The following is a 21,848-nucleotide window of genomic DNA, read 5'->3' as shown; positions in this document are numbered from 1 at the left end:
TCGCGTCCCGCGGCCTCAGACTCCGGCGTACGAGTGCTTGCCGGTGACGAAGATGTTCACGCCGTAGTAGTTGAACAGCCAGCAGCCGAAGGCGATGAGCGCCAGGTAGGCGGCCTTGCGGCCCTTCCATCCGGCGGTGGCGCGGGCGTGCAGGTAAGCGGCGTACGCGACCCAGGTGATGAAGGACCAGACCTCCTTGGGGTCCCAGCCCCAGTAGCGGCCCCAGGCGTCGCCCGCCCAGATCGCGCCCGCGATGATCGTGAACGTCCACAGCGGGAAGACGGCGGCGTTGATCCGGTACGAGAACTTGTCCAGCGTCGCCGCGGCGGGCAGCCGCTCCAGCACGGAGGTGGCGAACTTCCCCGGCGTACCGCCGCTCGCGATCCGGTTCTCGTAGCCGTCACGGAACAGGTAGAGCACCGTGCCGACCGCGCCCAGGTAGAAGACGGCACCGCAGAGGATGGCGGTGGAGACGTGGATCCACAGCCAGTACGAGTGCAGCGCGGGCACCAGCTGGTCGCTGTTGGTGTAGAGCGTGGTGGTGGCGATGCCGAGGTCGAGCAGGACCGTGGTGACCAGCGGAAGACCGATCCAGCGGACGTTCTTCTTCAGCAGGAGCAGCACCAGGTACGAGCCGACCGCCACCGTGGAGAAGGTGATGGAGAACTCGTACATGTTGGCCCAGGGGGCCCGCTGCACCGACATCGCGCGGGCGATGACGCCGCCCGCCTCGACGAGGAAGCCGACGACGGTCAGCGAGACCGCGATCCGCCCCCACATGTCGCCCTTGAACGTGCCGCCGGCCGCGCCGGGGCCGTCGGGGACATCCCGGGTGCCGGCGGCCGCGCGGGTGACGATCGTGGGGCGCTCCAGAACGGCGGTGGCGCCGTTCTTCCCGGCGACCCGCACCTTCACCGTGGAGTCCGCGGCCTCGGCGCCGGTCCCGGACAGCGCGGCGGCCGTGCGGCCGACCTTGCTGCGGCTGCCGAAGACCCACTCCGCGATGTGCGCGAAGAAGGCCAGTGTGTAGACGGCCATCGACGAATAGATCAGCACATTGCTGGTGTGCGCCAGATTCTCGTTGGTTGCGGCGGCGAGATTCACTTCTCAGCCCCTTCGGCAGGTTCTTCGGCAGGTGATACGGAATCGGACCCGGAGTCGTCTGCGACGGCGGGGCCGTTGGTGGCGGCGGCCGCGATGGGCGCCGCGCGGTTGAGCTCGACCGCGAGATCGGCCAGCTCCTCGGGAAGCCTCGCGGACTCGCTGCGGCCGAGCCCGGCCATCTCGACGACGGTGACACCGTCCGCCCCGCGGACCGCCCGCACCCACACCCGGCGGCGCTGGATGAACAGCGAACCGGCGAGTCCGGCGATGGCGGCGATGGCTCCGGTGAGCGCCCAGCCGGTGCCCGGCTGCTGCGAGATCTGGAAGCTGGCCCACTCCTCGACGCTCTCGAAGGTGATCGAGCCGGCGCCGTCGGGCAGCTCCATCGTCTCGCCGGGGCGCAGCCGCTCCTTGAGCTGCTCGCCGTCGGCGTTCTTGAACTCCTTCATCTTGGACTTGTCCAGCTGGTACACGTTCTGCGGCAGTCCGGAGTCGACGCCGAGGGACCCGTGGTAGCCGTTCAGGGCCAGGACCGGGTAGTCGGCGGCGGGGAACTGGGAGAACATCGTGCCCATGCCGTCGCCCGCGAAGGTCGGGACGAAGAAGGCCTGGAAACCCAGCTGGGTCTTCTTGCCGTTCTTGTCCCGGTAGCCGTCCATCACCTTGATCGCACCGGTCGAGGTGACGTTGTTGTCGATCGGCAGCAGCGGCACGGCGCCCCGCGAGACGACCTTGCCCCTGCCGTCCCTGACGGTGATGACGGGGGCGTAGCCGTGCGCGTTGAGATAGACCTTGGTGTGGTCGACGACCAGCGGTTCGTTGACCCTGATGACGGTCTTCTTCGGCTTGCCGTACGCGCCTTCGGCGTACGTCACTCGGGCTTCGTACGTCCGGGGCGTACCGCGCTGCGGGCCGCTCTTGGCGTACGTACCGACGAAGTCGTCGAGGCTGAAGCTGAACGGGACGAGCGAGTCGGTGTCGTACAGCGAGCCCGACTTGAAGTCGTCGTACTGGGTGAGCGTGTTGGAGAAACCGTCACCCTCGACGATCAGCTTGCCGCCCTCGGACTTGAACAGCTGCCCGGCGCCGAAGGCCACCAGCATCACGATGAGCGAGACATGGAACAGCAGGTTCCCCGCCTCGCGCAGGTAGCCCTTCTCCGCGGCGACCGCGTCGCCCACCGTGTGCGAGCGGAAACGCCGCTTGCGCAGGGTGGCGAGGGCCGCCTCGCGGACCTGCTCGGGGTCGGTCTCGGTGCGCCACGTCGTGTACGCGGGCAGCCGGGTCAGGCGCTTGGGGGCGCCCGGCGGGCGGCTGCGCAGCTGGCCGATGAACTGGCCGGTGCGCGGGACGATGCAGCCGATCAGCGAGATGAACAGCAGGATGTAGATCGCGGAGAACCACACCGAGCTGTAGACGTCGAAGAACTGGAGCTTCTCGTAGATCGGCGTGACGGTGGTGTGGGCCTCCTTGAAGGTCTGCACCTTCAGTTCGTCCACGCTGTTCTGCGGGATCAGCGAGCCCGGGATGGCGCCCAGCGACAGCAGGAACAGCAGGATCAGCGCGACCCGCATCGAGGTGAGCTGGCGCCAGAACCAGCGGGCCCAGCCGATGACCCCCATGGCGGGCACGGTGCTGCCGGACTCGCGCGCGGAGCGCTCCTCGCGCGGTGCGGTGGAGAGCTGTTCCCCGGCGGCGCCGAGTTCACGCTCCTGCTCGCGCTCGTCCGTGGTGTTCGTCTTGCTCATGAACTCAGATCCCCACAGTGAAGCCGTTGGACCAGACCTGCATCTCCTGCATGAGCGTCTCCCAGACACCCGTCAGCAGAAGGATTCCGGTCACGATCATCATGACGCCGCCGATCCGCATGACCCATGCGTAGTGGCGCTTGACCCAGCCGAAGGCGCCGAGCGCCTTGCGGAAGGCGACGGCCGCCAGGACGAAGGGGACGCCGAGTCCGAGACAGTACGCGACGGTCAGTATCGCCCCGCGTCCGGCGGTGCCCTGGTCGAACGAGAGGGTCAGAACGGAGGCGAGCGTCGGGCCGATGCAGGGTGTCCAGCCGATCCCGAACAGCGCGCCCAGCAGCGGTGCTCCGGCCAGTCCGGCCACCGGCCGCTTGTGGAAGCGGAACTCGCGCTGCGTCACCCCGGGCAGCAGCCCCATGAAGAAGATCCCCATGAGGATCATCAGCACACCGAGGATCTTGTTGAACACGCCGGAGTGTTCCTGGAGCTCCTGGCCGAAGTAGCCGAAGAGCGCTCCGCTGGAGACGAAGACGGCGGTGAAACCGAGCACGAAGAGCGAGGCGCCCGCGACGATGCGGCCGCGCCGGGCCTCGGCCAGGTCGGTGCCGCTGACCCCGGTGACGTAACTCAGATAGCCGGGGACCAGGGGCAGGACACAGGGCGAGAAGAACGAGACCAGCCCGGCGAGGAGGGCGAGCGGCAGTGCCACCAGCAGGGCCCCGCCCTCGACGGTCCCGCTGGACGCGGCGAGCGTGATCACCGGATCACTTCTCCGCGATCAGCGGGTCGATCATCTTGTGCAGCTTCTCCGCGTCCAGGGCCTGGAGCGTCCGCGAGGCGATCTTCCCGTCCCGGTCGATGACGACCGTCGAGGGGATGGCCTGGAGGTTCAGGGTGCCCTTGGGGAAGCGGAGGATGAGCCTTCCGGTCGGGTCGTGGAAGCTCGGATACGTGACGCCGTAGTCCTTCTCGAAGTTCACGGCCAGGTCCTTCTGGGGGTCCCGGACGTTGACCCCGACGAACTGGACACCCTGGTCCGCGGTCTCCTCCGCCACCTTCACGAAGTGCTTGGCCTCAAGACGGCAGGGGCCGCACCAGGAGCCCCAGGCGTTCAGGACAATGATCTTGCCCTTGTAGTCGGCCAGGTCGAGGGGCTTGCCGTCCAGAGTCGTTCCTTCGAGCTTCGGCGCGGCGGTCCGCTCGCCCTTGGGGACGGTGGAGATGCCACTGCTGCCGGTGACGAAGTTGGTGCTTCCGCCACCGCCGACCTCATTGCCGTCCCCGCATGCGGAGAGGGTCAGGGCACCGGCCACGGCAGTGGCGGCGAGCAGGGTGAAGCGGCGTCGGGATGCGCGGCCAGAGCTCATGTGAAAAGTTTCGCATGGCAGTTTCCGCGATCTCCCGCACCCCCCTCACTGCCCGTAAAGCCCCTTGTCAAGCCTGTTTAAAGAAGTTGCTCCAGCCACCCGCGGGCGACTGGCCGACCTCCAGTGAACGGAGCTTGGCGAGCACCGCGGGATCCTGCGCGTCGAGCCAGTCGACGAACTGCCGGAAGGACACGAGGCGCACATCCGGCTTGCCCGCGACCTTCTTGATCACTTCTTCGACGGCGTCCATATAGATTCCGCCGTTCCACTCCTCGAAGTGGTTGCCGATGTAGAAGGGCGCGCGATTGGTGTCGTACGCGCGCTGGAAACCGGCGAGATACGCGCCGGTGGCCTGGGTGCGCCAGCCCGGATAACGCGAGGTCATTCCCTTGGTCGAATTCTTCGACTGATTGGCGAGGATGTTGTAGTCCATCGAGAGGACCTCGAAGGAGTGCCCGGGGAACGGCATCCCCTGGAGCGGGAGGTCCCAGACGCCCTGGCGCTTCTCGGGCCACATCTGACGGCCGCCGGGAGAGCTCGCGTCGTAGCGCCAGCCCAGCTTCTTCGCCGTGGGCAGCAGATTGTCCTGGCCGAGCAGGCAGGGAGTGCGGCCGCCGACGAGTTCCTTGCGGTAGTCGAAGGGCAGCGGGTCGAGATCGGTCCAGCCGGTATTGGTGCGCCATTCGGTGACGAAGGACACCGCCTGATTGATCTCGCTGTGCCACTGCGCGGGGGTCCAGTTGCCGACGGAGCCGGAGCCGCCGCAGAAATGCCCGTTGAAGTGGGTGCCGATCTCATGGCCGTCGGTCCACGCCTGACGGACGTACTTCAGCGTCTCCTTGACGTGACCGTCGGTGAGATAACCGATGTCGGAGGCGCCCCGGGGGTTGTTCGGCGGGCGGTAGAGGGACTTCTTCGACTCGGGCAGGAGGTACAGCCCGGAGAGGAAGAAGGTCATCGCCGCGTCGTGTTCCTTGGCCAGTTCGAGAAAGCGCGGGAAGAGCCCGTTGCCGACCTCGCCCGCACCGTCCCAGGAAAAGATCACGAACTGCGGCGGCTTCTGGCCGGGTTCGAGCCGGACGGGCGCCGCCGGCTGATTCGGCTGCTTACCGGTATCGGCGGTGGAACCGTCACCGATCAGCCGGACGTCCTTCTTCGCGGTGCCGCTGCCGCGGCCGTTCCCATCGGTGCCCTGGTCGCCCTTGCCGTGGCCCGACCGGCTGTCGCTCCCGGAGCTGAAGGAACCGCAGCCCGCGACTCCGATCGCCGCCGCGGCCCCGAGTCCGGCTCCGAGCAGTCCCCTTCGATTGATCTCGCGCATGCCGTCCCCATCTGCGGTCGTTTTACCTCAAGTCCATACAAACTGGCGAAGGCTTAGATGGGTGAAGCAACACGAGGGTTCCCCCGATTAACACAATTTTCGTGACGGGACCAGACCCTTACCGAATCTGCACACCGAGCGGACCCGCCGGGCAGCGCGGGCCCGTACGCCGGTCGAGAACGGCCCGGCACAAGGCACACGGGCGCACACCGGCGCACCCGGGCATGCCGAAGGCCCGTCCGGCGGTGCTGAGGACAGCGCCACCGGACGGGCCCGGAAAGAGTTCGCCTCCTACGCCCCGGACGGGCGGAGGCCCGCCCCTACGCCCCGAAGGCCTTCGACTTCCCCTTCACCGGCTTCGCGCCCGCGAGGAGATGCGCCGGGACCAGATCCCGCGCCGGCTCGGAGTACCCGACCGACACGATCTTGTCGCCCCGGTAGGTGAAGCTGGTCAGCGAGGCCAGCGTGCACTGGCGCTTGCGCGGGTCGTGCCACAGCCGCCGCCGCTCCACGAAGGACCGCACGATCCAGATCGGCAGCTGGTGGCTGACGCAGACCGCCTCGTGCCCCCGGGCCGCGTCGCGCGCCGCGTCGAGCGCGCCCATCATCCGTACGACCTGCTCGATGTACGGCTCGCCCCAGGACGGCCGGAACGGGTTGGTCAGGTGCTTCCAGTTGTCCGGCTTGCGCAGGGCCCCGTCGCCGACCCCGAAGGTCTTGCCCTCGAAGACGTTGGCGGCCTCGATGAGACGTTCGTCCGTGGCCGTCTCCAGGCCGTGCGACGTGGCGACCGGGGCCGCCGTCTCCTGGGCCCGCTCCAGCGGGGACGCGACGACATGGGTGATGTCGCGCTTCTCCAGGTGCTCGGCGACCCGGTCGGCCATCTGCCGGCCGAGCTCGGAGAGGTGGTAGCCGGGGCGCCGCCCGTACAGGACGCCCTCCGGGTTGTGCACCTCGCCGTGGCGCATGAGGTGCACGACGGTGATCTCGTCCGCGCGGCCCGCCTTCTCGCTGCTCGCGTTCTCACTCATGCGGTGGCCTCCGATGCGGCACGGGCCGCTGCGGGCAGGGCGGCGGCGATCCGCTCGACGGCCTGCGTGTCGTGGGCGGTGGAGACGAACCAGGACTCGAAGGCGGACGGCGGCAGATAGACACCCTGGGCCAGCATCGAGTGGAAGAAGGCGGTGAAGCGGAACGCTTCCTGCTTCTTCGCGTCCTCGTAGTCGCGGACGGGCTCGTCGGTGAAGAACACCGAGAACATGTTGCTCGCCGCGGACACCGTGTGGGCGACGCCCTCCTTGGTGAACGCCTCGCTCACCAGCCCCCGCAGCTCGGCGGAGACCGCGTCGACCTTCGCGTACGCCGCGTCGTCGAGCAGGCGCAGCTGGGCGAGACCGGCGGCGGTGGCGATCGGGTTCCCCGAGAGGGTGCCCGCCTGGTAGACGGGACCGGCCGGGGCGAGGTGCGCCATCACATCGGCGCGCCCGCCGAAGGCCGCGGCGGGGAAGCCGCCGCCCATGACCTTGCCGAACGTCATCAGGTCGGGCCGGACGCCGTCGATGCCGTACCAGCCCGCCCTGGAGGTGCGGAATCCGGTCATGACCTCGTCGGAGATGTAGAGGGCACCGTTGGCGGCGCAGATCTCCTTGAGCCCGGCGTTGAAGCCGTCCAGCGGCGGGACGACGCCCATGTTGCCGGGCGACGCCTCGGTGATCACACAGGCGATCTCGCCGGGCCGCGCGGCGAACGCGGCCCGCACGGCGTCCAGGTCGTTGTACGGGAGCACGATCGTGTCGCCGGCCTGGGCGCCCGTGACACCGGGGGTGTCGGGCAGCCCGAAGGTCGCGACCCCGGACCCGGCGGCGGCAAGCAGCGCGTCGACATGTCCGTGGTAGCACCCGGCGAACTTCACGACCTTGGCCCGGCCGGTGAAACCGCGGGCCAGCCGGATCGCCGACATGGTCGCCTCGGTGCCGGACGAGACGAGACGTACCTGCTCGACGGGCTCGATACGGGAGACGATCTCCTCGGCCAGCGCGACCTCGCCCTCACCGGGCGTACCGAACGAGGTTCCCCGGCCGACCGCTTCCTGGACCGCGGCGATCACCTCGGGGTGCGAGTGGCCGAGGATCATCGGCCCCCACGAGCACACGAGGTCGACATACTCGCGGCCGTCCGCGTCGGTCAGATACGGACCGCGGCCGGACACCATGAACCGGGGCGTACCGCCCACGGCCCGGAAGGCACGTACGGGAGAGTTCACGCCGCCGGGCGTCACGACGGACGCACGGTCGAACAGCGACTGCGAAACTGGGGCTTCGTATGAATACGCCACTTTGGTCCTGATCTGCGATTCGGGTGTCGGAGGGCCGGGCCGGAAATCTCGGCCACCGGTGAGCAGGGAGCGCGCTCTCCTCGTATCACGAAAGGGCGTCGGCCCTCTCACGTCTGCGAAACTGGGGCGTCATGGGGAAGGCTCACACATGCCATGGTGTCAGAGGCACGGACGGTCTTGCGGACAGGTGTTTCACCGCACGCGCGCGGGGGAGGTCACTGACACGATGATCGGGTTGCGCGGCGGGGCTGTGTCTCCTAAGAAGTAGTCGGGTGGATGAGATATGCATCGCGGTGGCGGAGTGGGCGAGGGGACCGACGACCTGGGGCCCGAGCCTGCCCGACGAGGGCGGCACCGGCGTGAGGCTGAGCGCGTACAGGGCAGGCAGGCGGGGAACGTCTCGGGACCCGGGAGCAGGAGCAGTGGCCGGGTGGGGGTGACCTACAAGTACTTCGGTGCGCCCGACGGGGCCACCGCCGCACGCGTGCCCATCTCGATGCGCCCGGAGGAGCTGGGCGGCGACGAGCTGGGCATGGGCGGCATGTTCACCAAGATCAAGCCGGAGACGGTGGCGGCCATGGTCCTCACCGGCATCCAGGGCATACCCCTGTACAAGGTCCCCCCGCTCGAACTGGTCGTCCTGCACCCCGACTACGCGGTGGTCAAGCTCCCCATGACGGTCGTCGACCCGCTGCGCGGCGTCGGTGAGGAGTCGGTCGGCGCGGCGGCCTTCATCTGGTCCACGGTCCCCGACCGCGGCGGCCCGCGCGACGCGTTCAACGTCTACCAGCTGCTCCACGAGTGGCAGGACTTCTCCCACCGACTGCATGACGCGGGACACCAGCCGTACTGCCTGGTGTGGCCCTGAGCAGCGGTTCCACAGGTTTTGTGCGGGCCACCGGGCAGCCGGGGACGATCCGGAGCGGCGGTCACAGGCTCTTGAGCGTGCGCCGGGCCACGGCCTCCCGCAGCTGCGACGTCTGCGCCTGGATCAGATGGAACTGTGCCTCCCGGGCGAGCCGGCCCGCCGTGTCGCCGAACTGGACGGCCCGGCCCCCCGTCGCCGCCACACACGCCGTCGCCGCCCGCACCCCCAGGTCCAGGATGGCCGCGCGGTTCTCGATCCGGGCCTCCACCTCCTCCTCGGGGGCGTACTCGTCGCGCAGGGCGTACGACTCGGCGCGCAGCCGGGCGGCCTCCTCGGCGAGACGGTGGGCCAGCGCCTCGAACGTCGCACCCGCGCGGGGCGCGGCCCCGAGGAGCAGGTCGACGGCCGCCCGGATGTGGCCGAGGACGGCGGGGTGGCAGTTCGCGTTCTCCAGGTCGTAGTCCCGGGACCAGTCGGCCCGGGGCCCGATGGAGATGACGTCCCGCGGGGGCACGAGGACATCCCGTAGCTCCACCGCCGCCGTATGGGTGCCCCGCATCGCCCAGAGTTCCTGCGACGGGACCCGGACGAGTCCGCCGCCGGGCGCGCAGTCGGCCCGTACGAACAGGGCCCGGTCGTCCGGGGTGACGGCCCCGATGATCGCCATGTCCGCCAGGCCCCAGCCGGTCATCCACGGCACGCGTCCCCGCAGCCGCCACCCGCCGCCGGCCTGTTCGGCGGTCACCGGCGGGCGTGGATGCCGCAGATAGGCGAAGCCCGCCGTGGCCAGCTTCCCGCCCTTGAGGAGCGCGGGCAGCCACCGGGCCGCCGACTCCGTTTCGCCGCTCCTGACCAGGGCTTTCACCAGGGCGTAGTGCTGGACGAACACGAACCAGGTGGAAGGGTCGACGGCGGACAGGATCTCGTGGACCTCACGGGTCACCCGGTTCCTGGACACACCGCTGCCGGGTGCGGGTTCGTAGCTGACGAGACCGTGGGCACCGCACCGGGCCAGAGCGTCCAGGTGCGAGCGGGGAACCCCCTCCTCGGCGGTCCGTTCCGCGACGGGCCGGAGCACGTCGACCGCCACCCGGGTGACCGCCAGGACCAGTGGTTCGGCCGCCAGATCCGGCGGGGTGGTCAATACGGTTCCTTCGCCCGGCGCCCCACGCATGCGGCGATCCCCTCGTTCCGGTCCGGCCGCTGGTTTGTGCGGTGGATCCACTCTCCTCCTGTCCATGCACACGCATTCGGCCAAAATCAGCCATTCATTGGCCGAAGAAAGATCTCCCTCCCCGATCCTCCTCCCGAACCCCGGAGGTACGGCGGCCGCACCGGAGCGCACACAACCGTCCGCCTCCCCCGACCGTCCACGCGCCCCACCGTCCGGCGACAAACCCCTGGATGCCCGCGCCGCCCAGTGGCATCCTGGCGACGTGAACGGACCCGAGATCACCCTCGAAGTGGCCCCTGAGCTACGGCTCTTCGTCGCACACGAGCGCCGTGAGGGGCGCACCGCCGTCACCACGGACGGCGTCTCGACGCTCGGCCATGTCGTCGAGTCCCTCGGCGTCCCGCTCACCGAGGCCGGACAACTGCTCGTCGGCGGAAGCCCCGTGGACCCCTCGCACATCCCGGGAGCGGGCGAACACGTGGAGGTGCGCGCCGTCCAGCGCCCCCAGCAGATCCCGGGCGCCCCCCTCCGCTTCCTGCTCGATGTCCATCTGGGCACGCTCGCGCGGCGGCTGCGGCTCCTGGGCGTCGACACGGCGTACGAGAGTGAGGACATCGGCGACCCGGCGCTGGCCACCCTGTCCGCGCGGGAACAGCGGGTCCTCCTCTCCCGGGACCGCGGGCTGCTGCGGCGGCGGGAGATCTGGGCCGGGGCCTACATCTACAGCGACCGGCCCCAGGACCAGCTCCGCGACGTGCTCGGCCGGTTCGCCCCGGTCCTCGCGCCGTGGACCCGGTGCACCGCGTGCAACGGGACGCTGACCGAGGCCGACAAGGAGTCCGTCAGCGCCCGGCTGGAGCACGGCACCCAGCAGGCGTACGACGTGTTCGCCCAGTGCACGGAGTGCGCACGCGTCTACTGGCGGGGCGCCCACCACGGGCACCTGGAGACGATCGTCGCGGACGCGGTACGCGAATTCGGCGGCGCGGCGGCGTAAGGGCGCCGGGCGCCCGCCCCCGGGTCGCCGGGTCCCGCCCCCGGGTCGCCGGTCCCGTCGCCGGGCAACCGTCCCCGGGCAGGGCTTCTCAGAAGACGTACGGGTCCCCGGTGGACGGGGCCAGCACCTCGTGGACGTTGTTCCGCGGATTCCCGTCCCCCGCGCCGCCGTTCCACACCGTGTCGACGCGTACGACGACCTCGGCCGGCCGGCCCGCGAGCCGCAGGTCCAGGGCGGTGCTCCGCGCCTTCCCGTCCGCCGTCAGCGCCCCCGTCCCGCACAGCACCACCCGTGCGCCACCCCACAGACAGCCGGGCGGCAGCTCCTGCGGGGCGGCGAACGGCTCGGAGAAGCGCAGCCGTACGGTCACCCCCGTCAGATCGGCCGGCCCCCGGTTCCCGCTCCGGACACGGACCCCGATCCGCTCCTCCCACAGCGTGACATGCCCGTGGTGGGACACATCCGCCAGCGGCCCGACCCTCGCACCCGCGCCCACCACCGTGCCCGGGGCCGGAGCCTGGGCCCGGGCCTGGGCAGCCGGTGCGGCGGCGGCCGTGCCGCCCGTCCCCGTCCCCGTCCCCGTCCCCGGCATCACGGTGTTCGCCGCCGTCGCCACGACCGCGGCGGACAGCATCAGCAGAGCTCTACGCGTCACTACCATGCCCGGAACATACCGATAGCACCGAACTACCCCTATTTAATGACCGGTCCGACGCGCCCGCGCTAACCCGCACAGCGCAGCTCATGAAACGCTGGTCGCATGCTCGTCGCCCGCTCGGTCGCCCTCTTCGCCGTCGCCGCGCTCTTCGAGATCGGCGGCGCCTGGCTCGTCTGGCAGGGGGTACGGGAGCACCGGGGATGGATCTGGATCGGCGCCGGAGTCATCGCGCTGGGCGCGTACGGATTCGTGGCCACCCTCCAGCCGGACGGCGAGTTCGGCCGCATCCTCGCCGCGTACGGCGGGGTCTTCGTCGCGGGCTCGATCGCCTGGGGCATGGTCGCCGACGGCTACCGCCCCGACCGCTGGGACGTCATCGGCGCACTGGTCTGTCTGGCGGGCATGGCGCTGATCATGTACGCCCCGCGCGCCCGCTGAACCCACCGCCACCGGGCCCCCGCGGCTCCCGCTCGGCCGCCGGAACCCCGCCGGGGCGGCCTGCCTATCCTTGGCCCGTACCGATCAGCTGTCCGAGGAGATCGCCATGGCCGCCACCCCCATCGCCGTCATCACCGGCGCGAGCAGCGGCATCGGCGCCGCGACCGCCCGGCAGCTGGCCGCCGCCGGCTACCGCGTCGTACTGACCGCCCGCCGCCGGGACCGCATCGAGGCGCTCGCCGCCGAGATCACCGAGGCCGGTCACCAGGCGACCGCCTACGCGCTGGACGTCACCGACCGCGCGGCCGTGGACGAGTTCGCCACCGCGTTCCGCGGTCTGGCCGTCCTCGTCAACAACGCGGGCGGAGCGCTCGGCGCCGACCCGGTCGCGTCCAGCGACCCGGCGGACTGGCGCCGGATGTACGAGACGAACGTCATCGGCACCCTCAATGTCACCCAGGCCCTGCTGCCCGCCCTCACCGCGAGCGGCGACGGCACGATCGTGATCCTCTCCTCGACCGCGGGCCTGTCCACGTACGAGGGGGGCGGCGGCTACGTGGCGGCCAAGCACGGCGAGCACGTCCTGGCCGAGACCCTCCGCCTGGAGATCGTCGGCACCCCGGTCCGGGTCATCGAGGTCGCCCCCGGCATGGTCAGGACCGAGGAGTTCGCCACCACCCGCTTCCGCGGCGACACCGAGAAGGCGGCCAAGGTGTACGCGGGCGTCGACGCCCCGCTCACCGCCGACGACGTGGCCGACACGATCACCTGGGCGGTCACCCGCCCCAGCCACGTCAACATCGACCTCCTGGTGGTCCGCCCCCGCGCCCAGGCCTCCAACTCCAAGGTCCACCGGACCCTCTGAGCGCCGGACCCGTCCGGGTGAACGCTCCGCACCGCCACGCCCCCGGACGGGGCAGCGGCGGGCGAAGCGCCCTCACCCCTTGACGCAGACGACCTGCTTCAGCTTCGCGACGACCGCGACGAGGTCCCGCTGCTGATCGATGACCTGCTCGATCGGCTTGTACGCGGCCGGGATCTCGTCCACGACGCCGGAGTCCTTGCGGCACTCCACACCCCGCGTCTGCTCCTCCAGGTCCTGTGTGGAGAAGCGCCGCTTCGCCGCGTTGCGGCTCATCCGCCGCCCCGCGCCGTGCGAGGCCGAGTTGAACGACCGCTCGTTCCCCAGCCCCTTCACGATGTACGAACCGGTGCCCATCGAGCCGGGGATGATCCCGTACTCGCCCGAGCCCGCGCGGATCGCTCCCTTGCGGGTGACGAGCAGATCCATTCCGTCGTACCGCTCCTCGGCGACGTAGTTGTGGTGGCAGCTGATCTCCGGCTCGAAGGTGACCTTCGCCTTCTTGAACTCCCTGCGCACGACGTCCTGGAAGAGCTTCATCATGATCGCGCGGTTGTACTTCGCGTACTCCTGCGCCCAGAAGAGATCGTTGCGGTACGCCGCCATCTGCGGGGTGTCCGCGATGAAGACGGCCAGGTCACGGTCGACGAGATCCTGGTTGTGCGGGAGCCGCTGCGCCTGGCCGATGTGGAAGTCGGCCAGCTCCTTGCCGATGTTCCGGGACCCGGAGTGCAGCATCAGCCAGACCGAACCCGACTCGTCGAGGCAGAATTCGATGAAGTGATTGCCTGATCCAAGCGTTCCCATCTGCTTCGTGGCGCGCTCCTGGCGGAATTTGACCGCATCGGCGATCCCATTGAACCGCCCCCAGAAGTCGTCCCACCCCGACATCGCGAACCCGTGCAGCTTCCCCGGGTCCACCATGCCGTCGTGCATCCCCCGGCCCACCGGAATGGCCTGCTCGATCTTCGAGCGCAGCCGGGACAGATCGCCCGGCAGGTCGTTGGCGGTCAGGGACGTCTTCACCGCGGACATGCCGCAGCCGATGTCCACGCCCACCGCGGCGGGGCAGACCGCGCCATGCATCGCGATGACCGAACCGACGGTCGCGCCCTTGCCGAAGTGGACGTCCGGCATGACGGCGAGGCCCTTGATCCAGGGCAGCGTGGACACGTTCTGCAGCTGCCGCATCGCGACGTCCTCGACCGACGCCGGGTCGGCCCACATGCGGATGGGAACCTTCGCTCCCGGCACCTCTACGTACGACATAACTCCTCGATTCCCCCGAAAAGACTGAAAGCGCAAAACCGGTGCCAAGATCGGCAAATGAGTCGGCCGACCGGCATTCACAGCGGCGCGTGCGATACACATTGTGTCCATCGGCCGCCTTCGCGCGGCAACCCGTTTTCCGTTCCGAAGGGAGCCTGGGACCGTGCGACACATGGCGTACGTACCCGGCGTCGCGCTGCTCGCAGCGCTCGCCGTCGGCTGCAGCGCCGATGCGGGCGCCGACGCATCCGATGCCGACAGCAAGCCCGGCGGCCCGACGGTCACGGCCGCGCCACCCGGCAAGTACCGGACGCTGCCCGCGCCTTGCCGTGCCGTGCCGGCCAACACGCTGAAGGACCTGCTGCCCGGCACCGCCGAACTCTCCGCGGACCAGCGGGAGAAGGTCTTCGAGGGCACGGCGTCCGTCACGTACGACACCGACCGCAAGGTCGGCTGCACCTGGAAGGCCGAGACACCGGACGCGTCCCGGAACCTGGCCATCGACTTCGAGCGCGTGGTGTCGTACGACCGCGCGGTGAGCGACGACGACCGGGCCCGCGACGTGTACGCGAGGAAGGAGACCGCGGCCGGCCTGTCGCCCTCCGCCACCCCTCGCGAGGACGGCGGGAAGGGCGCGGGAGCGAGCACGAAGGCGGCCACCCCCGTCGGCGCGACCGCCACCGCGTCCCCCACCGGACCCGAGGCCTCCGACGCCGCCCCGGAGACCGGCAGCGGCAGCGGCGACGACCTCCGGCCGCGTGTCCTCGACGGCCTCGGGGACGCCGCATTTCTGGACGATCGCCCCAGTCGGGAAGGTACTACCGCACACTCCCGCACCGTCAGCGTGGTATTCCGCACATCGAATGTCATCGTGACCGTCGAGTACACCGAGCAGCCGGCCCTCGTCACAGAGGCGCCCGACAGCAGGGAACTCCAGGAGAAGGCCCAGGCACTGGCCCGGAAGCTGGCCGAGCGGCTCAGCGAATAACCCCCGGCGCGACCGCCGCCGGAAGGGCGGGCACCGGCCCGGCGGTGGACGCGGCCGAGGCGGCACCGGGGCGCCGTCCGTCGTACCGTGGCTCTCCGGCAGCACCACCCCGGCCGCCCCGCCTTGCCGGTCCACCCGACCGGCCGCCCAGCCCGCGCTCGTCCGAACCGACCACTCCGCCCAAGCTTCCGAACCGCCCGACCGCACACCGCACGACCGAGACCTTCGTGCCATCCGAGTGAAGGAACCATGCACCGATCAGCCCCGCGACTGTCCCGCATACTCGCCTGCGCCGCCGTTCCGGTGATGCTCGTCGCCGCAGGCTGCTCGTCGGACTCCGACGACAAGAAGGGCTCGGGTTCCTCCTCGTCCGCCTCCCCGAGCACGAAGAAGACGGAGAAGGCCGTCGAACCGGCGAAGTTCGACGAGCTGCCCGACCCGTGCACCTCGATCGCCAAGAAGACGATCCGCGACCTGGTGCCCTCGGCCAAGAAGAAGGGCGGCACGGCGGGCGGGTCCAACGACCTCACCGCCCGCGGCAGCTGCTCCTGGAACGGCCTGGACGACAAGGGCGTCAAGGGTTCGCAGTACCGCTGGCTCGACGTCGCCTTCACCCGCTTCGACTCGGACCAGTCCCTGGGCAGCGGCGCGAAGCGCGCCGGGGAGGAGTACACCAAGCAGATCGCCAAGGCCAAGGCGACCGAGGGCGCCGAGAAGGTCGCGGCAGCCCCCGTCACCGGCATCGGCGAGCTGGCCACCGCGGTCACGTACGACCTGGCCAAGACGAAGGAGGACTTCGAGTACGCGACGGTCGTGGCGCGTTCGGGCAACGTCGTCGTCACCCTCACCTACAACGGCGCGGGCTACGCGGGCGCCAAGACCCCCTCCGCCGCGGACATCCGGAAGGGCGCCGAGAAGGCGGCGAAGGAGGCCGTCGCCGCCATCGCCAAGGCCAACGGCATCGGCACGCCCCCCGCCACCGGCACGTCCCCGGCGAAGCCCACCGAGGACACGTCCGACGACAAGCCCGACAGCGCCAGGCCGGGCAGCAAAACCGGCGACAAGTCCAACCCCAAGACGAGCGCCAAGCCGGCCGCGAAGACCACCCGCAAGTCCTGACCCGGGCCCGGTCCGGCCCGGCGCGAGGTGATCCGACGGCCCGGCAGGCAGCACGCCGGAAGCCCGAACCGCCCTGTCCGGAGGCGGTTTTCCGAAGCCCGGCCCGAAGCCCGGCCCCCCGTCGGGGACCGGGCTTCGCCCCTCCCCGCGCAACGCGACCCGCACACATGTGCCAGGCTGTGCCCGCGCCGGACGTCGAAATGCCGGCGCGGGAACGACGCGGGGACAGGTAACGGGGAGGGGATCGCGGGTGGCCGCGATGCAGCTGACACGCACGCACCGGATACTCATCGGGGTCGTCGTCGCCGGAGCGGTGCTCATCGCCGCGATCGGGTTCGCGGGCTCCTACGCCGCCGTGCGCGAACTCGCGGAACAGAAGGGCTTCGGGGACTTCTCCCTGGTCTTCCCCATCGGCATCGACGCGGGCATCTGTGTCCTGCTCGCGCTGGACCTGCTGCTGACGTGGATGCGTATCCCGTTCCCGCTGCTGCGCCAGACCGCCTGGCTGCTGACGGCCGCGACGATCGCGTTCAACGGCGCGGCCGCCTGGCCCGACCCGCTCGGCACCGGGATGCACGCGGTGATCCCGGTCCTGTTCGTCGTCTCCGTCGAGGCCGCCCGCCACGCGGTGGGCCGGATCGCGGACATCACGGCCGACAAGCACATGGAGGGCGTGCGTCTCACCCGCTGGCTGCTCTCCCCCGTACCCACGTTCAAGCTGTGGCGGCGGATGAAGCTGTGGGAGCTGCGCAGCTACGAGCAGGTCATCAAGCTGGAACAGGACCGGCTGATCTACCAGGCCCGGCTCCAGGCCCGCTTCGGCCGCAACTGGCGCCGCAAGGCCCCCATCGAGTCCATGATGCCGCTGCGCCTGGCCAAGTACGGCGTCCCGCTCGCCGAGACCGCCCCCGCCGGGCTCGCCGCCGCGGGCATCGAACCCGCCCTGCTGCCGCCGGTCGGGGCCGCACAGCCGAAGGCCGAGCTGCCCTACGCACCGCAGCAGGAGCACGAACAGGGCTACGACCAGGGGTACGACGACGGCCCGGAGCAGCAGGGCCACGGGCAGGAGCCGTACGGCGTCCAGCACCCCCAACAGCAGCAGCACCCCCAGCAACACCCGCAGCACCAGCAGCACCTCCCGCAGCAGGGACCCGGCGCCCACGACAGCCCCTGGTTCGCCGCCCCGCAGGTCCCGGACAACGCGCACGAGAGCGCGTACAACCCGACGTACGTCGAGGGCCTGGAGCCCACGCCGGTCAAGATCCCGTCGGGCCCCGGCCGGACCCGGCCGCTCGGCAACGTGGGCACGATCGGCGCGGTCCCCCACACCCGCGCGGAACCGCAGCAGCAGTACCCCCAGCACCAGCAGCCCGGACTTCCGGCGCCGCGGCAGCGGGAGCGGGAGCAGCAGCGGGAGCGGCCGGAGGAAGGGCCGCAGGAGTCCGACGCGGACCCGACCGGCACGGCCGGGCCCGAGGTTCCCCCGTCCGCCGAGCTGGCCGCGGCCGAGGCCGAGTTCACCGGCATCGCGTACGAGGTCTACGCGGCGTACACCCACCAGAACCAGAACTACCCGAGCCTGGAGATTCTGGATATCCACCTCAGCGACGGGCACAACGTGCACCATCCGGACAGCGAGGCGCTGCTCCGCCGTCTGATGCCGGAGTTCAAGAAGCGGTTCGACAGCGAGATGGAAGCGGACCACATCGCGTAGCGGGACCCGGCGCGCACCGGCCGCGCGCACGGACGGACCGGCGCACGCACACGGCGAAGGGCCGTCACCCCGGAGGAATCGGGGTGACGGCCCTTCGCCGTCCTACGGCAGCCGGCGCGGAGGGACGGGAACGCCCCACGCGCCCGGCGGCCTACGCGCCCAGCAGCCTGCGCACCCGGTCCGCTCCGACGGCCAGGAGCAGCGTGGGCAGCCGCGGCCCCGTGTCCCGGCTGACCAGCAGCTGGTACAGCAGGGCGAAGAACGACCGCTGGGCCACCTTCAGCTCGGGCGTCGGCTTGGCGTCCGGCTCCAGTCCGGCCATCATCTTCGGCACCCCGTAGACAAGCGTCGTCAGCCCGTCCAGCGACCAGTGCGAGTCCAGCCCTTCCAGGAGCAGCCGCAGCGACTCGCGCCCCTGCTCGTCCAGCGAACCGAGCAGCTCCTTGTCCGGCTCGTCGCGCACGATCGTGCGGGCCTCGGCCGGGACCTGGGTGGTGATCCAGTTCTCGGCGCGGTCCAGGCGCGGGCGGGCCTCGTCCAGGGAGGTCAGCGGGTTCTCCGGGTCCAGCTCGCTGAGGATGCGCAGCGTCTGGTCCTGGGCACCGGCGGTGATGTCGGCGACCGAGGCGAGGGTCCGGTACGGCAGGGGGCGCGGGGTGCTCGGCAGCTCACCGGCGGCTGTGCCGATGGCGCGGGCGTACGCGGCGGCGTCGGCGGGCAGCACCGAGCCGTCGGCGACCTTGCGGCCCAGCGAGTCCCACTCGTCGTAGAGCCGCTGGATCTCCTGGTCGAAGGCGATCTTGAAGGACTGGTTGGGCCTGCGGCGGGCGTACAGCCAGCGCAGCAGCGGCGCCTCCATGATCTTCAGGGCGTCGGCCGGGGTGGGCACACCGCCCTTGCTGGAGGACATCTTCGCCATGCCGGAGATGCCGACGAAGGCGTACATCGGCCCGATGGGCTGGACCCCGTCGAAGACCTCGCGCACGATCTGGCCGCCGACGACGAACGACGAGCCGGGCGAGGAGTGGTCCACGCCGCTGGGCTCGAAGATCACGCCCTCGTACGCCCAGCGCATCGGCCAGTCGACCTTCCAGACCAGCTTGCCGCGGTTGAACTCGTTGAGGCGGACCGTCTCGGCGAAGCCGCACGCCGAGCAGGTGTAGTTCAGCTCGGTGCTGTCGTCGTCGTACGAGGTGACGACGGTGAGGTCCTTCTCGCAGTTGCCGCAGTAGGGCTTGTACGGGAAGTAGCCGGCCGTGTTGCCGCTGCCGTCGTCCTCGTCGGCGGCGCCGGAGCCCTCGGCGGCCTCCAGCTCGGCCTCGTCGACCTTCTTCTGCTGCTGGGGCTTCTTGCCGCCCTTGCCCGCGGGACCCGCGGCGGGATCCTTCTTCGTCCGGTAGCGGTCCAGCACGGCGTCGATGTCGGCGCGGTGCCTCATCGCGTGCAGGATCTGCTCACGGTACGTACCGGCGGTGTACTGCTCCGTCTGGCTGATTCCGTCGTACTCGACGCCCAGCTCGTCCAGCGCGTCCGTCATCGCGGCCCTGAAGTGCTCGGCCCAGTTGGCGTACGCCGATCCGGCCGGGGCGGGCACCGAGGTCAGCGGCTTGCCGATGTGCTCGGCCCAGGACTCGTCGACGCCGGGGACCCCGCCCGGAACCTTGCGGTAGCGGTCGTAGTCGTCCCAGGAGATCAGGTGCCGGACGGTGTACCCGCGGCGGCGGACCTCGTCCGCGACCAGGTGCGGGGTCATGACCTCGCGGAGGTTGCCGAGGTGGATCGGGCCGGACGGGGAGAGGCCGGAGGCGACGACGACCGGTTTGCCAGGCGCACGACGCTCCGATTCGGCGATGACATCGTCCGCGAAGCGGGAGACCCAGTCGGTCTCGGTGCTGCTCTGACTCTCGGCCACGGTCTGCACGTCCTTCTCTCGGATAGGTCCCATCGGTGGGCACCGTCCATTCTCCCAGGTACCACCCACAGCGCGAAAACGGCTTTGCACCGCGTGGGATACTTGGGCGATCCCCTGTACCCCTACGGAAACGGCAGCCAGCTCATGGCCTCGGTCACTTCCCTCGCTTCCACGCTCCAGCAGCAGCTGGCGGACGCCCTGACGGCAGCTCTGCCGGAGGCAGGCACCGCGGACCCGCTGCTGCGCCGAAGCGACCGGGCGGACTTCCAGGCCAACGGCATCCTCGCCCTCGCCAAGAAGCTCAAGGGCAACCCGCGCGAGCTGGCCTCCCAGGTCACCGCCGCCCTCCCGGAGAGCGGTCTGATCAAGGACATCGAGGTCTCGGGCCCCGGCTTCCTGAACGTGACGCTCACCGACCGGGCGATCGTCGAGACGCTCGCCGCACGGGCCGCGGACGCCGAGGGCCGCCTCGGAGTGCCCTTCAGCCCGACGGCCGGTACGACGGTCATCGACTACGCCCAGCCGAACGTGGCCAAGGAGATGCACGTCGGTCACCTGCGGTCGGCGGTCATCGGCGACGCGATGGTCCAGATCCTGGAGTTCACCGGCGAGAGCGTGGTCCGGCGCCACCACATCGGCGACTGGGGCACCCAGTTCGGCATGCTCATCCAGTATCTGATCGAGCACCCGGACGAGCTGAGCCACGAGACGGGCGAGGGCGCCGACGGCAGTGCGGGTGAAGCCGCGATGTCCTCCCTCAACCGGCTCTACAAGGCCTCTCGGGCGCTCTTCGACTCCGACGAGGAGTTCAAGGCACGCTCCCGGGACCGGGTCGTCGCGCTCCAGGCGGGCGAGCCGGAGACGCTGGCGATGTGGCAGCGGTTCGTCGACGAGTCGAAGATCTACTTCTACTCCGTCTTCAACAAGCTGGACATGGAGATCCGCGACCCCGACATCGTCGGCGAGTCCGGCTACAACGACATGCTGGAGGAGACCTGCCGGATCCTGGAGGAGACGGGCGTCGCCGTCCGCTCCGAGGGTGCCCTGTGCGTGTTCTTCGACGATGTGAAGGGCCCGGACGGCAACAAGGTCCCGCTCATCGTCAAGAAGACGAACGGCGGCTACGGCTACGCGGCCACCGACCTCTCCGCGATCCGCGACCGGGTGCGGAACCTCAAGGCGAGCACCCTGCTGTACGTCGTGGACGCCCGGCAGTCCCTGCACTTCAAGATGGTCTTCGAGACGGCCCGCCGGGCCGGCTGGCTGAACGAGGACGTCACCGCGCACCAGCTGGCGTTCGGCACGGTGCTCGGCAAGGACGGCAAGCCGTTCAAGACCCGTGAGGGCGTCACGGTCCGGCTGGAGGACCTGCTCGACGAGGCCGTCGCGCGGGCGACCTCGGTGGTCCGCGAGAAGGCCGGGAAGGTGGGCCTCTCCGAGGAGGAGATCGTCGAGAACGGCCGGTATGTCGGCGTCGGCGCCGTGAAGTACGCGGACCTGTCCACGTCCGCCGTGCGGGACTACAAGTTCGACCTGGACCAGATGGTGTCGCTGCACGGCGACACGTCGGTGTACCTCCAGTACGCGTACGCCCGTATCCGGTCGATCCTGCGCAAGGCCGGGGACGCGCGGCCGGTCGCGCACCCGGAGCTGGAGCTGGCCCCGGCCGAGCGTGCGCTGGGCCTGCATCTGGACCAGTTCGGCGAGGTGCTGGCCGAGGTCGCCGCCGGGTACGAGCCGCACAAGCTGGCCGCGTATCTGTACCAGCTGGCGTCGCACCTCACGACGTTCTACGACCAGTGCCAGGTGCTCAGTGAGGACAACGCGCCGGAGGTCGTCGAGAACCGGCTCTTCCTCGTCGAGCTGACCGCCCGCACGCTGCACCAGGGCATGAAGCTCCTCGGCATCCGGACGCCCGAGCGCCTCTGAGCACCGGCGGATCCGGTACGCGGGTGGCGCGGCACGCGGGACGTG

General features: G+C 70.3%; 19 protein-coding genes. 8 read left to right on the top strand and 11 right to left on the bottom strand.

The genetic code is table 11. The features are described 5' to 3' along the window. Positions 1–15: 15 nt before the first annotated feature. The 7 genes from ccsB to hemL form a co-directional block, all read right to left on the bottom strand. The gene (gene ccsB / locus ACIGJO_RS33740) at positions 16–1,104 is read right to left on the bottom strand and encodes a c-type cytochrome biogenesis protein CcsB (RefSeq protein WP_399964852.1); all 1,089 of its coding nucleotides are present in this window, start codon (positions 1,102–1,104) and stop codon (positions 16–18) included. After that, positions 1,101–2,852: a cytochrome c biogenesis protein ResB gene (locus ACIGJO_RS33735; protein WP_399964850.1), complete on the bottom strand. Its 1,752-nt coding sequence runs from the start codon at positions 2,850–2,852 to the stop codon at positions 1,101–1,103. Before ACIGJO_RS33735 ends, ccsB begins: the two co-directional genes overlap by 4 nt. A 4-nt stretch (positions 2,853–2,856) precedes the next feature. Continuing rightward, positions 2,857–3,612 carry a cytochrome c biogenesis CcdA family protein gene (locus ACIGJO_RS33730; RefSeq protein ID WP_399964848.1) on the bottom strand — a complete coding sequence of 252 codons (756 nt, stop codon included), beginning with the start codon at positions 3,610–3,612 and terminating at the stop codon, positions 2,857–2,859. Between the two features lie 4 nt (positions 3,613–3,616). Further along, positions 3,617–4,219, bottom strand: a complete 603-nt coding sequence (locus ACIGJO_RS33725) for a TlpA family protein disulfide reductase (RefSeq protein WP_399964845.1) — start codon at positions 4,217–4,219, stop codon at positions 3,617–3,619. Between the two features lie 67 nt (positions 4,220–4,286). Then, on the bottom strand, positions 4,287–5,540 hold the full coding sequence (locus ACIGJO_RS33720; RefSeq protein WP_399964843.1) for a hypothetical protein: 1,254 nt from the start codon (positions 5,538–5,540) through the stop codon (positions 4,287–4,289). Positions 5,541–5,860: 320 nt separating this feature from the next. Further along, positions 5,861–6,571 (bottom strand): histidine phosphatase family protein, encoded by a 711-nt coding sequence (locus ACIGJO_RS33715; protein WP_399964841.1) that lies wholly within the window; start codon positions 6,569–6,571, stop codon positions 5,861–5,863. Next, positions 6,568–7,875 carry a glutamate-1-semialdehyde 2,1-aminomutase gene (hemL, locus tag ACIGJO_RS33710; protein WP_399964839.1) on the bottom strand — a complete coding sequence of 436 codons (1,308 nt, stop codon included), beginning with the start codon at positions 7,873–7,875 and terminating at the stop codon, positions 6,568–6,570. Before hemL ends, ACIGJO_RS33715 begins: the two co-directional genes overlap by 4 nt. Before the next feature lie 283 nt (positions 7,876–8,158). Between hemL and ACIGJO_RS33705 the strand changes: the two genes are divergently transcribed. Continuing rightward, on the top strand, positions 8,159–8,743 hold the full coding sequence (locus ACIGJO_RS33705) for a hypothetical protein (RefSeq protein WP_266922702.1): 585 nt from the start codon (positions 8,159–8,161) through the stop codon (positions 8,741–8,743). Between the two features lie 61 nt (positions 8,744–8,804). Here ACIGJO_RS33705 and ACIGJO_RS33700 read toward each other — a convergent pair whose 3' ends face one another. Further along, a complete protein-coding gene (locus ACIGJO_RS33700) occupies positions 8,805–9,887 on the bottom strand; it encodes an acyl-CoA dehydrogenase family protein (RefSeq protein WP_399964837.1) in 1,083 nt (360 codons plus the stop codon). Positions 9,888–10,179: 292 nt separating this feature from the next. Between ACIGJO_RS33700 and ACIGJO_RS33695 the strand changes: the two genes are divergently transcribed. Next, a complete protein-coding gene (locus ACIGJO_RS33695) occupies positions 10,180–10,914 on the top strand; it encodes a Mut7-C RNAse domain-containing protein (protein WP_399964835.1) in 735 nt (244 codons plus the stop codon). Positions 10,915–11,002: 88 nt separating this feature from the next. Here ACIGJO_RS33695 and ACIGJO_RS33690 read toward each other — a convergent pair whose 3' ends face one another. Further along, positions 11,003–11,575 carry a hypothetical protein gene (locus ACIGJO_RS33690; protein WP_399964833.1) on the bottom strand — a complete coding sequence of 191 codons (573 nt, stop codon included), beginning with the start codon at positions 11,573–11,575 and terminating at the stop codon, positions 11,003–11,005. 99 nt (positions 11,576–11,674) lie between these two features. Here ACIGJO_RS33690 and ACIGJO_RS33685 point away from each other — a divergent pair, with 99 nt between their 5' ends. After that, positions 11,675–12,010, top strand: coding sequence for a YnfA family protein (locus ACIGJO_RS33685; protein WP_399964831.1), 336 nt, complete (start codon positions 11,675–11,677; stop codon positions 12,008–12,010). A 106-nt stretch (positions 12,011–12,116) separates the two neighbouring features. Next, positions 12,117–12,875, top strand: coding sequence for an SDR family NAD(P)-dependent oxidoreductase (locus ACIGJO_RS33680; RefSeq protein ID WP_399964829.1), 759 nt, complete (start codon positions 12,117–12,119; stop codon positions 12,873–12,875). A 72-nt stretch (positions 12,876–12,947) separates the two neighbouring features. Here ACIGJO_RS33680 and ACIGJO_RS33675 read toward each other — a convergent pair whose 3' ends face one another. After that, positions 12,948–14,141 (bottom strand): RtcB family protein, encoded by a 1,194-nt coding sequence (locus ACIGJO_RS33675; protein ID WP_399964827.1) that lies wholly within the window; start codon positions 14,139–14,141, stop codon positions 12,948–12,950. Positions 14,142–14,313: 172 nt separating this feature from the next. On the opposite strand from ACIGJO_RS33675, the gene ACIGJO_RS33670 reads away from it, so the two are divergent. From ACIGJO_RS33670 to ACIGJO_RS33660, 3 genes are all read left to right on the top strand, one after another. Beyond that, positions 14,314–15,129: a DUF3558 domain-containing protein gene (locus ACIGJO_RS33670; protein ID WP_399964825.1), complete on the top strand. Its 816-nt coding sequence runs from the start codon at positions 14,314–14,316 to the stop codon at positions 15,127–15,129. A 249-nt stretch (positions 15,130–15,378) separates the two neighbouring features. Continuing rightward, positions 15,379–16,248, top strand: coding sequence for a DUF3558 domain-containing protein (locus ACIGJO_RS33665; RefSeq protein ID WP_399964823.1), 870 nt, complete (start codon positions 15,379–15,381; stop codon positions 16,246–16,248). Between the two features lie 250 nt (positions 16,249–16,498). Further along, a complete protein-coding gene (locus ACIGJO_RS33660; RefSeq protein WP_399964821.1) occupies positions 16,499–17,962 on the top strand; it encodes a DUF2637 domain-containing protein in 1,464 nt (487 codons plus the stop codon). A gap of 151 nt (positions 17,963–18,113) precedes the next feature. On the opposite strand, the gene lysS is transcribed toward ACIGJO_RS33660, so the two are convergent. Next, positions 18,114–19,883, bottom strand: a complete 1,770-nt coding sequence (gene lysS / locus ACIGJO_RS33655) for a lysine--tRNA ligase (protein ID WP_399964899.1) — start codon at positions 19,881–19,883, stop codon at positions 18,114–18,116. A 135-nt stretch (positions 19,884–20,018) separates the two neighbouring features. On the opposite strand from lysS, the gene argS reads away from it, so the two are divergent. Beyond that, positions 20,019–21,803, top strand: coding sequence for an arginine--tRNA ligase (argS, locus tag ACIGJO_RS33650; protein WP_399964897.1), 1,785 nt, complete (start codon positions 20,019–20,021; stop codon positions 21,801–21,803). Positions 21,804–21,848 lie beyond the last annotated feature (45 nt).

Origin of the sequence: Streptomyces sp. NPDC079020 (assembly GCF_044542225.1) — a bacterium.
Taxonomy (GTDB): Bacteria; Actinomycetota; Actinomycetes; order Streptomycetales; family Streptomycetaceae; genus Streptomyces.
The sequence above is the reverse complement of the archived record's forward strand: the minus strand, read 5'-3'. Positions and strand labels throughout refer to the sequence as shown.

What these genes read in the sequence shown, in the direction of transcription:
- ACIGJO_RS33735 (WP_399964850.1), bottom strand. Translation starts at nt 2,852, where the DNA reads ATGAGCAAGACGAACACCACGGACGAGCGCGAGCAGGAGCGTGAACTC.
- ACIGJO_RS33725 (WP_399964845.1), bottom strand. Translation starts at nt 4,219, where the DNA reads ATGAGCTCTGGCCGCGCATCCCGACGCCGCTTCACCCTGCTCGCCGCC.
- ACIGJO_RS33720 (WP_399964843.1), bottom strand. Translation starts at nt 5,540, where the DNA reads ATGCGCGAGATCAATCGAAGGGGACTGCTCGGAGCCGGACTCGGGGCC.
- ACIGJO_RS33715 (WP_399964841.1), bottom strand. Translation starts at nt 6,571, where the DNA reads ATGAGTGAGAACGCGAGCAGCGAGAAGGCGGGCCGCGCGGACGAGATC.
- ACIGJO_RS33705 (WP_266922702.1), top strand. Translation starts at nt 8,159, where the DNA reads ATGCATCGCGGTGGCGGAGTGGGCGAGGGGACCGACGACCTGGGGCCC.
- ACIGJO_RS33690 (WP_399964833.1), bottom strand. Translation starts at nt 11,575, where the DNA reads ATGGTAGTGACGCGTAGAGCTCTGCTGATGCTGTCCGCCGCGGTCGTG.
- ACIGJO_RS33685 (WP_399964831.1), top strand. Translation starts at nt 11,675, where the DNA reads ATGCTCGTCGCCCGCTCGGTCGCCCTCTTCGCCGTCGCCGCGCTCTTC.
- ACIGJO_RS33680 (WP_399964829.1), top strand. Translation starts at nt 12,117, where the DNA reads ATGGCCGCCACCCCCATCGCCGTCATCACCGGCGCGAGCAGCGGCATC.
- ACIGJO_RS33675 (WP_399964827.1), bottom strand. Translation starts at nt 14,141, where the DNA reads ATGTCGTACGTAGAGGTGCCGGGAGCGAAGGTTCCCATCCGCATGTGG.
- ACIGJO_RS33670 (WP_399964825.1), top strand. Translation starts at nt 14,314, where the DNA reads ATGGCGTACGTACCCGGCGTCGCGCTGCTCGCAGCGCTCGCCGTCGGC.
- ACIGJO_RS33665 (WP_399964823.1), top strand. Translation starts at nt 15,379, where the DNA reads ATGCACCGATCAGCCCCGCGACTGTCCCGCATACTCGCCTGCGCCGCC.
- argS (WP_399964897.1), top strand. Translation starts at nt 20,019, where the DNA reads ATGGCCTCGGTCACTTCCCTCGCTTCCACGCTCCAGCAGCAGCTGGCG.